Source organism: Brevundimonas sp. SL130, assembly GCF_026625805.1.
Taxonomy (GTDB): Bacteria; Pseudomonadota; Alphaproteobacteria; order Caulobacterales; family Caulobacteraceae; genus Brevundimonas.
In genome coordinates this window covers 2,513,576-2,525,563 of record NZ_CP113064.1, presented here as the reverse complement: position 1 = coordinate 2,525,563, position 11,988 = coordinate 2,513,576, and the positions used below count along the sequence as shown (strand labels likewise).

Below are 11,988 nucleotides of genomic sequence, written 5' to 3'. Positions count from 1 at the left end.
TTTGTCTTTCGTCTTGGAATGCGAACGGGTCGGCCCTCAGGCGCGTTCCCGAACCTTGGTGAGGGCCGCCTGGACGGCCAGTTCATAGCCGGCCGCGCCGAAGCCGGCGATGACGCCGGTCGCCGCGGACGACACATAGGAGTGGTGGCGAAACGCCTCGCGCGCCGCCGGATTGGACAGATGAAGCTCGATCACCGGTATTGTCAGGGTCTTCAAGGCGTCGTGCAGGGCGACCGAGGTGTGGCCATAGGCCGCCGGATTGATGATCAGGGCCTGCGCCTTTTCACGCGCCTCCTGGATCCAGTCGACCAGCACGCCTTCATGGTTGGTCTGGCGGAACACGATCTGCGCCTCGCCCGCCGCCGTCACGCAGCGCTGCTCGATGTCCGCCAGAGTGTCGCGGCCATAGGTCTCCGGCTCCCGCACCCCGAGCAGGTTCAGGTTGGGGCCGTTCAGCACATAGATGACGGACGTGTCGGACATCGGTTCTCGAATCGAGGCTCCGGAATCGGGCGACCTCTGACGGTTCAGGGCCGGCCTTGTAGCTTAGGCGCGGCGCGGGTCAAAGCGCAGCGTCGAAACGGCTTGACCTAACGTCATCCGCGCGGGCGTCAACGGCTTTCCCGTCGCAGGGGGCGAGAAGGCGGGGAAAAGGGGTGAGATCATGAGGCGCTGAGGACGACGGCGCCCCATGCCCTCCGCGCCGAAACGCGCTATGACACGCCGCAGAGAACATCGAGGCAGACGGTTTGCATATTCAAGTCAACGGCGATCCACGCGAGGTCTATGCGACGACCGTGACGGAGCTGGTCCAGGAACTGGCGCTGGACCCCCGCAAGGTGGCGGTCGAGCGCAATCTGGAGATCGTGCCCCGGTCGCTCTACGCCGTCACCGCCCTGGCCGAGGGGGACCGGATCGAACTGGTCCAATTCGTCGGCGGCGGGTGATCCCGATCAAAAGCAGCAACGGCGCTTTCCCTTGTGGCCAGGGAGGACTAGGTCACCACCCATGACCGATACAGCCCCCGAAACCTGGTCCGTCGCCGGCCGCACCTTTACCTCCCGCCTGATCGTGGGCACCGGCAAATACGCCGACTACGCCCAGAACGCCGCCGCCGCCGAGGCGGCGGGGGCCGAGATCGTGACCGTGGCCGTGCGCCGGGTGAACCTGACCGATCCGAACCAGCCGATGCTGGTCGACTATGTGAAGCCCGACCGGTTCACCTTCCTGCCCAACACCGCCGGCTGTTTCACTGGCGAGGACGCGGTGCGCACCCTGCGCCTGGCGCGCGAGGCGGGGGGCTGGAGCCTGGTCAAGCTGGAGGTCCTGTCCAACACCGCCCACCTGTATCCCGACATGATCGAGACCCTGCGGGCGCTGGACCTGCTGATAAAGGACGGGTTCGACGTGATGGTCTATTGCACCGACGACGTGGTCATGGCCAAGCGTCTGGAAGACGCCGGCGCCGCCGCCATCATGCCGGCCGCCGCCCCGATCGGCTCAGGCCTGGGCATCCAGAACGAGGTCAATGTCCGCCTGATCGTCGAACAGGCCAAGGTGCCGGTTCTGGTGGACGCCGGGGTGGGCACGGCCTCTGATGCGACCCGGGCGATGGAGCTGGGCTGCGACGCCGTGCTGATGAACACCGCCATCGCCGCGGCCAAGGATCCGATCCGCATGGCGCGGGCGATGAAGCACGCCGTCATCGCCGGCCGCGACGCCTATCTGGCGGGCCGGATGCCCAAGCGGATGTACGCCGACCCCTCGTCGCCGCTGGCAGGATTGATCTGAGCCTTACTGTCTCCCTCTCCCGCCGGGAGAGGGCTTGAGCGCACGGCGGCGCAGCCGTCGTTCTGGCGCGAAAGGGTGAGGGGCAAGGTGGTGCGAACTGGCCCACCGGCGGACCCCTCATCCGGCCCTTCGGGCCACCTTCTCCCGCCGGGAGAAGGAAAGTCGGTGGCCCCCATCGCGCACAATGACGCTGGTTCCGTCCCAGGGTTTTCAACCGCTTGCCCGTTTCTCGCGCCGCCTTTCCCACCAGGGTTCGCCGCGCCTGTAAAATGCGTCCATGACCCACGGCGACGCACTCTCAATCCCTATCAGCCACCTGGCGCTTTTGGCGCCTTTGGCGCCTTGTCACCCTGTTTTCGTGCCAGCGCCAAACCCTCACCAATCCAGCGCCGCCTCGCCCCTCAGGATCGCCTCGGCCTCGGGCGTGTGTTTCGCGCCCGTGCGGTCGTGCAGGACCAGCGGCGGGAGCAGGCGCAGGGGCGCCTTGCCGGTCTTGATCGCCTGGACCAGCACCCGCTTGGCCGGTTGGTCGGCGAAGGGTTGCACCGGGCGGATGGCGAAGGAGCCGGCCTTTTCGCCCAGCAGGGCCAGCAGGTCCGCCAGCCGGTCGGCCCGGTGGATGATCACGACCCGCCCCCCCTCCCGCACCGCTTTCAGCAGCAGGCCGGTCCAGGCGGCCAGGCCGTCGTCGGCCATCCAGGCGCCCTGTTTGCCCGGCGCGGGTGCGCGCAGGGCGCCGGGGTCGTCGAAGAAGGGCGGATTCGACACGGCCCAGTCGAACGGCGTCAGGTCCAGGGCGCGAAACCCCGCCGCCACATCGCCGTCGATGATGGTGGTGCGATCCCCAAACCCGTTCAGCCCCGCATTCTCGCGCGCCAGATCGGCGGCGAGCGAATCACGCTCCAGCCCCGTCAGCGACGTCCCGTCATGACGGGCGGCGATCTGCATCAGCACGGCGCCGGCGCCGCAGCCCGCCTCGAACAGCCGCTCGCCCGACCTGGGCGCGACAGCGGCGGCCAGCAGGGCCGCGTCCATGCCGGCGCGATAGCCGCGCGCGGGTTGCCGCAGCCGCACGCGGCCGTTCAGCAGGGCGTTCTCCACGACATCCGGCGTGGCGGGGACGCTGTCCAAACCTCAATCTCCTTGACCCTCCGGGGGTCGATCACCATTGTGCGCGCCATCGCGATCCGGCAAGCGGACGCGGTCGGAATTGCCTGCGCGGCCGATGCCGCGCAACGTGTGAAAGAGTATCCCTTGGACGCTGTCCTCGCCGCCGCTCCCCGCCCGCAGGGGGATGTGAACGCCCTCGTCCGGCTGGCCGGATCCGACATGACCGAGGTGGATGCGTTGATCATCGACCGGATGCAATCCGATGTGCCGATCATCCCCAAACTGGCCGAACACCTGGTCTCGGCCGGGGGCAAGCGGTTGCGGCCCCTGCTGACGGTCGCCGCCGCAAGGGCGGCGGGCGCGCAGGGCGACATCCTGTCGCCGAAGAAACTGGCCGCCGCGGTCGAGTTCATCCACACCGCCACCCTGCTGCACGACGACATCGTCGACGCCTCCGAGCTGCGGCGCGGCAAGGTGGCGGCCCATCTGATCTGGGGCGCGCCCACCAGTGTCCTGGTCGGCGACTTCCTGTTCGCCCGCGCCTTCGAACTGATGGTCGAGACCGATTCGATGCGGGCCCTGGGCATTCTGGCCCAGGCGTCGCGGGTGATTTCGGAGGGCGAGGTGCTGCAACTGACCCGCGCCCATGATCTGAACCTGGATCAGGCCACCTATCTGCAGATCATCTCGGCCAAGACCGCTGAACTGTTCGCCGCCGCCGCCGAGGCGGGGGCCGTGGGCGCCGGGGCCGATGCGGCTGCGACCCAGGCGCTGCGCGACTACGGCATGGCCCTGGGCATCGCCTTCCAGCTGGCCGACGACGCCCTGGACTATGGCGCGACCGCCGAGGCCCTGGGCAAGAACGCCGGCGACGACTTCAACGAGGGCAAGGCCACCCTGCCGCTGCTGCTGGCCGTGGCCCGCACCCGGGGCCGCGAGGACGATTTCTGGGAGCGGACCGTGACCAAGGGCGAACGCACGCCCGAGGATTTCGCTCGCGCCCGCGAGCTGGTCGTCGGTTCCGGCGCCATCGGCGCGACCCTGGATCTGGCCGGCGACTATGCCGATCAGGCCAAGGCGGCCCTGGCCGTCCTGCCCGCATCGGACTGGCGCGCGGCCCTGGAAGACCTGGCCGATTTCGCCGTTTCGCGTGCCGCCTGAACCAGTGAATGAACCCGATCCGGCGGCGGTGGCGGGAACCCTGGACGCCCAGGTTCGCGCCGCCGATCTGGACCGCTGGCTGTCCAGCCGCCTGGTCGCCGACGACCGCGCCCGCGCCGATCTGATCACGCTCTACGCCTTCGAGGCCGAGCTGATGTCGATCCCGACGCGCGTGACCCAGCCCCTGCTGGCCGAGATGCGCTACACTTGGTGGGCCGAGCAGTTGGACGGGGTCTTCGCCGGGATCCCCCGCAAGGGCCATCCTGTGCTGGAGGCCCTGACCGACCTGGTCGCCCGCCACGCCCTGAACCGCGCGCCCCTCGACGCCCTGATCGAGGCCCATATCGGCCGGGTCCACGGCGAGCCCCACGACCTGGACGCCTTCTACGTCGGCCCGATGCAGGCGGCGGTCCATGTGCTGGCCGGTCCGGGCCACGCGGACAAGGTGGTTGAGGCGGGCCGGGTGCGTGGGCTTGGACAGGTGGGGCGCGCGGACGAGGCGAGGGCGGGGCGCAAGGCGGCGAACGCGGCGTTGAAGGGCCTGCCCCCAGCGGCGTTTCCGGCTGTGGCCTCGGCGACCTTGATACGTGCGGATGAGCCCGAACCGGTCAAACGCCTCCGCTTGATCTGGGCCAGTCTGCGCGGGCGGGTTTAGGCCGCTCTCCACACGCAACACCTGGGACCCATACCCTCGGTCTGGAAGCGGGACGTCGCCGCCGCCGGGGTATGGATCCTAGGATGACGAGACACATCCGCGCCGTCTTACGCCGCCTGGTTCGACCCTTCCGGCGCGGTCCAGCGCAGCACCGGCGAGCGGGCGGCGCGGGTCTCGTCCAGGCGTTTCAGCGGGGCGTGGAAGGGCGCGCCCTTGAAGCGATCGACGTCGCCGGCCTTCGCGGCCTCGGCCAGCAGGCGCATCGCGTGGATGAAGCGGTCCAGCTCGGCCTTCGACTCGGTCTCGGTCGGCTCGATCAGCATGGCCCCGTGGACGACCAGGGGGAAATACATGGTCATCGGGTGGAAGCCCTCGTCGATCATCGCCTTGGCGAAGTCCAGCGTGGTGATGTCCGTGCCCTTCAGCCACTCGTCGTCGAACAGGGCCTCGTGCATGCAGGGGCCGTCTGGGAAGGCCGCCGACATCAGGTCCGACAGGCGGGCCTTGATGTAGTTGGCGTTCAGCACCGCATCCTCGGCCACCTGACGCAGGCCGTCGGCGCCGTGGCTCATCATGTAGGACAGGGCGCGCACATACATGCCCATCTGGCCCTGGAAGGCGCACAGACGGCCAAAGGCCTGCTCGGCATCGTCTTCCTCGCGCTCGATCAGGCGGTAGCCGTTGTCGTCGTGCACGACCCAGGGCGCCGGCGCGAAGGGCGCCAGGGCCTCCGACAGCACCACCGGACCCGCGCCCGGACCACCGCCGCCGTGCGGCGTCGAGAAGGTCTTGTGGAGGTTGATGTGCATCGCATCCACGCCCAGGTCGCCCGGACGAACCCGGCCGACGATGGCGTTGAAGTTGGCCCCGTCGCAGTAGAAGTAGGCGCCGGCCGCGTGCGTCAGGCGGCTGATCTCCAGGATGTCGCGCTCGAACAGGCCGCAGGTGTTGGGGTTGGTCACCATGATGGCGGCCACGTCGTCGCCCAGCTTCGACGCCAGGTCGGCCACGTCCACGCGGCCGTCCTCGGTCTGGGCGACCTCGACGACGGTGTAGCCGACGAAGGCGGCGGTGGCCGGGTTGGTGCCGTGGGCGCTGGTGGGCACCAGCACCTTGCGGCGCTTCTCATGCTGGCCCGAGGCCTCGTGGGCGGCGCGGATGGCCATCAGGCCGCACAGTTCGCCGTGCGCGCCCGCCTTGGGCGACAGGGCGACGGCGGGCATGCCGGTCAGGGTCTTCAGCCAGTGGGCCAGCGTATCCATCAGCTCCAGCGCGCCCTGCACCGTCGAGATCGGCTGCAGCGGGTGGATGTCCGAGAAGCCGGCCAGGCGCGCCATCTTCTCGTTCAGGCGCGGGTTATGCTTCATCGTGCACGAGCCCAGCGGATAGATGGCCAGGTCGATGGCGTGGTTCTTCTGGCTCAGCCGCACATAGTGGCGCATGGCCTCGGGCTCCGACAGACCGGGCAGGCCGATCGGATCCTTGCGGACCAGGTCGCCCAGGTCGGAGCCGTCCGTCTTGGGTTCCGGCAGATCGACGCCGGTCTTGCCCCAGCCGTCGCCCTCGAAGATCAGGGCTTCGTTCTGCAACAGGCCGCGGCCGCCGGTCAGGGTGGCGGGCTTGGTTTGGACTTGGTTCGGGGCGGTCGGGCGGCCGACAGTGTTCATGGTGCTCATGGTCAGTATCCCTTAGGCGCCGAGGACTTGGGTAAGCGCTTTGGCCAGGATCTGGATGTCCACATCCAGGGTGGTCTCGGTCGCGGCGACCAGCAGGACGTCATCCATCCCCGCATCGGGCGCCAGACGGCTGTAGGGCACGCCGGCCAGCAGATGATGCCCGGCAAGCGTATCCACGACCTCGGCCGCATTCTTGGGCAGGCGCACCGCGAACTCATTGAAGAAGCGGTCAGTCAGGATCTCGACGCCCGGAATGGCCGCCAGGGCGTCGCGCGTGGCCACGGCCTTCTCGTGGTTCAGCAGGGCCAGTTTGCGCAGCCCCGTCTCGCCCAGCAGGCTCATGTGGATGGTGAAGGCCAGGGTGCAGAGGCCGGAATTGGTGCAGATGTTCGACGTCGCCTTGTCGCGGCGGATATGCTGCTCGCGTGTGGACAGGGTCAGGACAAAGCCGCGCTCGCCGTCGGCGTCCACGGTCTCCCCCGTCAGGCGGCCGGGCATCTGGCGGATCAGCTTTTCGCGGGTGGCGAACAGGCCGACATAGGGACCGCCGAAGTTCAGGGCGTTGCCGATCGACTGGCCCTCGGCCGCGACGATGTCCGCGCCCATCTCGCCGGGCGACTTGAGCAGGCCCATGGACACGGCTTCTGTGACCACGACGATCAGCAGGGCGCCGGCGGCGTGCGCGGCCTCGGCGATCTTGGTGACATCCGTCGCCGTGCCGAAGACGTTCGGGGTCTGGACGACGACGCAGGCGGTGTCCGGACCGATCTGGTCGATCACGGCGGCCTCGGCGTCGAAGGCCGGGGCCAGAACCTGGGTCTCGACGCCGACGGCGTGGACCACGGTCTCGGTCGCCTTGACGTAGTGGGGGTGGACGCCGCCCGAGATCACCGCCTTGTTGCGGCGGGTCACGCGGGTCGCCATCAGCACGCCCTCGGCCATGGCGGTCGAGCCGTCATAGAGGGAGGCGTTGGCCACCGGCATGCCGGTCAGGTTCGCGACCTGGGTCTGGAACTCGTACAGGTACTGTAGGGTCCCTTGCGCGATTTCCGGCTGATAGGGGGTGTAGCTGGTCAGGAACTCCGACCGCTGAATGATGTGGTCCACCGTCGCTGGGACGTGGTGCTTATAGGCCCCTGCGCCGCAGAAGAAGGGCGTTGCGCCGGCCGTGGCGTTCTTGGCGGCCATGGCGGACAGGGCGCGTTCGACCTCCATCTCGCCGGCCACGCGGGGCAGGTCCACCGGCCCGTCCAGCCGCGCCGCCTCGGGCACGTCTACGAACAGGTCGTCGATCGATTTCGCGCCGATGGCGGCGAGCATCGCCGTGCGGTCGTCGGGCGTCAGGGGGAGATAACGCATGGTTCAGTTCACATTCCGCTTGTCATCCCGGCCGAAGCGAAGCGGAGAGCCGGGACGGGGGCTTTTAATGTTTCCGTCCCGGTCGGCCTGAAGGGCTGAACCGGGACAACGGGAGGTCGGTCGGCGTGTGTCCCGGATGAGCTTCGCTCTTCGGGACAAGGAAAGCTGGCGCCCTGTCCGTCCCGGCTCTCCGCTTCGCTTCGGCCGGGATGACAAAGGGCGCGTCGTGAAACTCAGAGGGTCTTTAGGAACTCGTCGTAGGCGGCCCGGTCCATCAGGGCGTCCAGCTCCGCGGCGTCCGACACCTTGATCTTGGCGAACCAGCCGTCGCCTTCCGGGGCGGCGTTGACGGTTTCCGGAGCGGTCGACAGGGCGTCATTGGCCTCGACCACTTCGCCCGAGACGGGGGCGTAGACGTCGGACGCCGCCTTGACGCTCTCGACTACAGCGAAGCTGGCGCCCTTGGCGACGGTCTTGCCGACCTCAGGCACTTCCACGAACACCACGTCGCCCAGGGCGTCGGCGGCGTGTTTCGAGATGCCCACGGTGGCGATGTCGCCGTCCAGGCTGACCCACTCGTGATCCTTGGTGAACTTCATCTGTACTATCCTCGCAAGACCCGCCCGCAAGCGGCCCGATGTTTAAACTCGTCATCCTAGGCCTTGTGCCTAGGATCCAGACTCTCGGTGTCGAAAGTCGTGATCCGACGGCGGGCGTCGGTGTTTATGGACCCTAGGCACAAGGCCTAGGGTGGCGGAAAGAGAGGGCGGTCAGGCCTTCGGCTTCCGGTAATAGCGTTGCGCCACGAAGGGCATGGCGACGACTTCGGCGGCGGCGGTCTTGCCGCGCACGATGACCTTCAGGTCCGCGCCCAGCGCGGCATAGGCCGGCGGCACGAAGCCCATGGCGATGTTCTTGCCCAGGGTGGGGGAGGGGCCGCCCGAGGTGACCTTGCCGATGACGTTGCCGTCCATGTCGGCGATCTCGGCGCCTTCGCGGGCCGGGGCGCCTTCCTTGACGATCAGACCGATGCGGACGCGCGAAGGACCGTCGGCCAGTTCCTTCAGGATGCGGTCGGCGCCGTTGAAGTCCGCGCGCTCCTTGCGCGACTTGGACAGGGCGAAGGTCAGCGCCCCTTCGACCGGCGAGGTCGTCGGGTCGATGTCATGGCCGTGCAGCGGCAGGCCGGCTTCGAGCCGCAGGCTGTCGCGTGCGCCCAGGCCGATCGGCTTGACGCGGGCGTCCTCCAGGATGGTGTTCCAGATGCGCTCGGCCTGGTCGGCCGGGACCGAAATCTCATAGCCGTCTTCGCCGGTATAGCCCGAGCGCGAGACGTAGCAGTCGGCGCCGAACAGCATCAGGCGGGCGCATTCCATGAAGCCCATTTCGGCCAGGATCGGCTCGTGCGCGGCCATGACCTCGGCGGCCTCCGGTCCCTGGATGGCGATCAGGGCGCGGTCCAGCACCGTCAGCTTGGCGTCGCCTTCGAGGTTTGCGCTCCAGAAGGCGAAGTCCTTGTCCTTATTGCCGGCGTTGACGACGACGAACAGGCCGTCGTGGTCGGGGCGGCCGGCCATCAGGTCGTCGATGATGCCGCCCTTGTCGTTCAGCAGCAGGGAGTATTTCTGTTTGCCGGCCTTCAGGATTTCATAGTCGCCGGGCACGAAACGTTCGAACTGGGCGGTGGCGTCCTCGCCGGTGATCTTGCACTGGCCCATGTGCGACACGTCGAACAGGCCGGCGTGTTCGCGGGTCCAGCGGTGCTCGGCCAGGACACCCTCATACTGAACCGGCATGTCATAGCCGCCGAAGCCCACCATGCGGGCCCCCAGGGCGCGGTGCGCGGCGTTCAGAGGCGTGGTCTTCAGAGCTTGGTCGGTCATGGTTCAGGCTTTCACGGTCGCGTTTGGTGGCGGAGCTCCGCCGTCTTCGCGCCCCCGCTGTCCTGAAGCCTGAGAGATTCCGGCGACCAAATCATGTCGCCTTGCTCCGTCGGCGCGCCCTTAAAGAGCGACTTTCCAGCGTCCGTATGCTGTCGCGGTCCGTTTGCCTGAGCGTTTCCGGGGCGGTTGCGCCTTCGGCGTCGAGGCCGATTTCCCAAGCCTGGAAAACCGTCTCGAACTCTCCCGCGAGAGCAACCGACCTAAGCCACCGACTCCGGCTCCAAGTCAAGCGGTCGGGGAACAAGCGGCCCAGACCTTCGCCGCCCACGAGTTGAAACGCGCGTTCGAGACGGCGATCCTGCCGATCTGAACCTGCTCTAAACCGGCGATAGACAGGGGCGGCGGCGAGTGTTGGTCGGGAATAAGCGTCCTATACCCGGCGTATTTGGTTGAATGCTTCCCTAGCGGCATCTTGCGCTCGCGGCAGAGTGGCGCATCCTCCATTGTAACGGTCGCGACACACGACGACCGTGGGAGGAAACATATGTCACGCTATCTCACCGGCGGCGCCGTCGCCGCCCTGGTCGTCGCCGCCTGCGCCTTTGCGGGCTCGGCCTCGGCCCAGACCTACAACCGCCTGGTCGTGTTCGGCGACAGCCTGAGCGACAATGGCAATCTGTACCTGGCGTCCGGCGGCACGCAGCCGGCCTCGCCGCCTTATTATCAAGGCCGCTTTTCCAGCGGACCGGTGTTCACAGAACTGCTGGGCTTTAACGCAGTCAATTTCACCGGCTCCGTCAGCGGCAGCATCAACTACGCCTTCGGGGGCGCCCGCACCGACGCCTCGGTCGGCCCGCCGCCGGGCATGCTGACCCAGTTCGCGGCCTATACCAGCCGGGGCGGGACCTTCGGTGCCAATGACCTGGTCAGCGTCCTGGGCGGCGCCAATGACATCTTCCAGGGGCTGCCTGCCGCCGGCGCCTCCGCCAGTCCGGTAGGGGCCATCACTCCTGTGGCGACGACGGCTGCCGCCAACATCAACAGCCTGGTCAACAGCGTCGCCGGCGCGGGGGCGGGGACCATACTGGTCACCAACCTGCCGAAGCTCAGCCTGACGCCGCAATTTCGCGGCACGGCTGCGGCGCCGCTGGCCGACTATGCGGTGACGACGTTCAACTCAAGTCTGTTGACGGGTTTGAACACGACGGCCGCCGCTCGGCCCGGCAGCAACATCATCCTGATGGACCTGTTCAAGGTCAGCGACACTCTGGCCGCCAATCCCGGTCAGTTCGGTCTGACCAATGTCACCCAGGCCTGTTTCAACGGGGTGACGGTCTGCTCCAACCCGAACTCCTACTTCTATTTCGACGGTGTTCATCCGACCGCAGCCGGGCACCAGATCATCGCCCGTCTGGCGACCGACTATCTCTATTACGGCGATATCGGTTCGCAGGCGGCCTTGCAGGGCGAAACCACCTTCCGTCATCGGGAAGACGCCCTGGACGCGGCCAGCGAGGCCTTGTCCGGTCGTGAAACCTGGGAAGCGGGCGTGGCGGTCACCGCCTCGGCCATGGTCGACAGCGTGGACACGGACGCGCGGGGAGCGGTCACTGAATCGTCCAGCGACGGCTGGGGCGGTCGGATCGCACTTGAGGCCGGACCCTCGGCGAACTGGCGGTTCGGCATGGCCGGCACGGCGCGCAAGACCGATGTCGAGAGCCAGGCCCTGACGTTCAATGTCGAGAGCTTCGGCCTGGACCTGTATGGCGGCTGGCGCTCGGGCGACCTGTTCGTCAATGCGGCGGTCGGGGTGGCGCGCGACAATATCGACGACATCGAACGCACCACCAGCCTGGCCCCCATCGTCCACACGGCTGAGACGCGCGCCCTCAGCAGCGGCGCGCGACTGCAGGGCGGCATGTGGTTCGACATGGGGGGCGTGGCCCTATCGCCCCGCGCCGCCGTGACCTGGGCCACCAGCGACGTCGACGGCTATTGGGAGCAGGGCGTCGCCGCCCAGTACGAGTACGAAGACCGCGAGATGAAGGCGATCAACGGCGAGGTTGCTCTGCGGGCCGAGGCGGAGATAGGCGGGTTCGGCCTGTTCGCCGAGGGCGGCTATCGCGACGCGCTGGACGACAGTTCCGATCCGGTGCGCGTCGGGATCTACAACAATCCCGCGCAGGTTCTGGAGCGGGAGGTCGAGGATCCGTTCGGCGGCCAGTTCATGGCCTCGGCCGGAGTTGAGGGTTCACTGGGCCCGGTCAAGGTGACGATCGCCTATCGCGGTCGCTACGGCGAACATGCCGACAGCCATATGGGCGGCATTCAGCTGCGGCTGCCCCTGTAAGAC

The 11,988-nt window shown here is 67.9% G+C and carries 11 protein-coding genes and 1 riboswitch; of the genes, 5 read left to right on the top strand and 6 right to left on the bottom strand.

Annotation, left to right across the window (positions count from 1 at the left end; genetic code table 11):
• Window positions 1-36: 36 nt before the first annotated feature.
• A complete protein-coding gene (gene aroQ / locus OU998_RS12380; RefSeq protein ID WP_267513865.1) occupies window positions 37-483 on the bottom strand; it encodes a type II 3-dehydroquinate dehydratase in 447 nt (148 codons plus the stop codon).
• Between the two features lie 266 nt (window positions 484-749).
• On the opposite strand from aroQ, the gene thiS reads away from it, so the two are divergent.
• Together thiS and OU998_RS12370 are read left to right on the top strand one after the other, a co-directional pair.
• On the top strand, window positions 750-947 hold the full coding sequence (gene thiS, locus OU998_RS12375) for a sulfur carrier protein ThiS (RefSeq protein ID WP_267513864.1): 198 nt from the start codon (window positions 750-752) through the stop codon (window positions 945-947).
• A 61-nt stretch (window positions 948-1,008) separates the two neighbouring features.
• On the top strand, window positions 1,009-1,791 hold the full coding sequence (locus tag OU998_RS12370; protein ID WP_267513863.1) for a HisA/HisF-related TIM barrel protein: 783 nt from the start codon (window positions 1,009-1,011) through the stop codon (window positions 1,789-1,791).
• A 375-nt stretch (window positions 1,792-2,166) separates the two neighbouring features.
• Here the strand turns inward: OU998_RS12370 and OU998_RS12365 are convergent, their stop codons facing one another.
• Complete coding sequence (locus OU998_RS12365) at window positions 2,167-2,922, bottom strand: tRNA1(Val) (adenine(37)-N6)-methyltransferase (protein ID WP_267513862.1); 756 nt, start codon at window positions 2,920-2,922, stop codon at window positions 2,167-2,169.
• Window positions 2,923-3,045: 123 nt separating this feature from the next.
• Here OU998_RS12365 and OU998_RS12360 point away from each other — a divergent pair, with 123 nt between their 5' ends.
• Complete coding sequence (locus OU998_RS12360; RefSeq protein ID WP_420709739.1) at window positions 3,046-4,062, top strand: polyprenyl synthetase family protein; 1,017 nt, start codon at window positions 3,046-3,048, stop codon at window positions 4,060-4,062.
• Window positions 4,063-4,066: 4 nt separating this feature from the next.
• A complete protein-coding gene (locus OU998_RS12355; protein WP_267513861.1) occupies window positions 4,067-4,717 on the top strand; it encodes a squalene/phytoene synthase family protein in 651 nt (216 codons plus the stop codon).
• Between the two features lie 107 nt (window positions 4,718-4,824).
• Here OU998_RS12355 and gcvPB read toward each other — a convergent pair whose 3' ends face one another.
• The 4 genes from gcvPB to gcvT all read right to left on the bottom strand — a co-directional run bounded on the left by gcvPB (window position 4,825) and on the right by gcvT (window position 9,635).
• Window positions 4,825-6,393, bottom strand: a complete 1,569-nt coding sequence (gcvPB, locus tag OU998_RS12350) for an aminomethyl-transferring glycine dehydrogenase subunit GcvPB (protein ID WP_420709738.1) — start codon at window positions 6,391-6,393, stop codon at window positions 4,825-4,827.
• 12 nt (window positions 6,394-6,405) lie between these two features.
• On the bottom strand, window positions 6,406-7,752 hold the full coding sequence (gene gcvPA / locus OU998_RS12345; RefSeq protein ID WP_267513860.1) for an aminomethyl-transferring glycine dehydrogenase subunit GcvPA: 1,347 nt from the start codon (window positions 7,750-7,752) through the stop codon (window positions 6,406-6,408).
• A gap of 233 nt (window positions 7,753-7,985) precedes the next feature.
• Window positions 7,986-8,351: a glycine cleavage system protein GcvH gene (gene gcvH, locus OU998_RS12340; protein ID WP_267513859.1), complete on the bottom strand. Its 366-nt coding sequence runs from the start codon at window positions 8,349-8,351 to the stop codon at window positions 7,986-7,988.
• Between the two features lie 171 nt (window positions 8,352-8,522).
• Window positions 8,523-9,635, bottom strand: coding sequence for a glycine cleavage system aminomethyltransferase GcvT (gcvT, locus tag OU998_RS12335; RefSeq protein ID WP_267513858.1), 1,113 nt, complete (start codon window positions 9,633-9,635; stop codon window positions 8,523-8,525).
• Window positions 9,636-9,780: 145 nt separating this feature from the next.
• Window positions 9,781-9,891: riboswitch (glycine riboswitch) on the bottom strand.
• A 288-nt stretch (window positions 9,892-10,179) separates the two neighbouring features.
• Between gcvT and OU998_RS12330 the strand changes: the two genes are divergently transcribed.
• Window positions 10,180-11,985 (top strand): autotransporter domain-containing protein, encoded by a 1,806-nt coding sequence (locus OU998_RS12330; protein ID WP_267513857.1) that lies wholly within the window; start codon window positions 10,180-10,182, stop codon window positions 11,983-11,985.
• The last annotated feature ends 3 nt before the right edge of the window (window positions 11,986-11,988 follow it).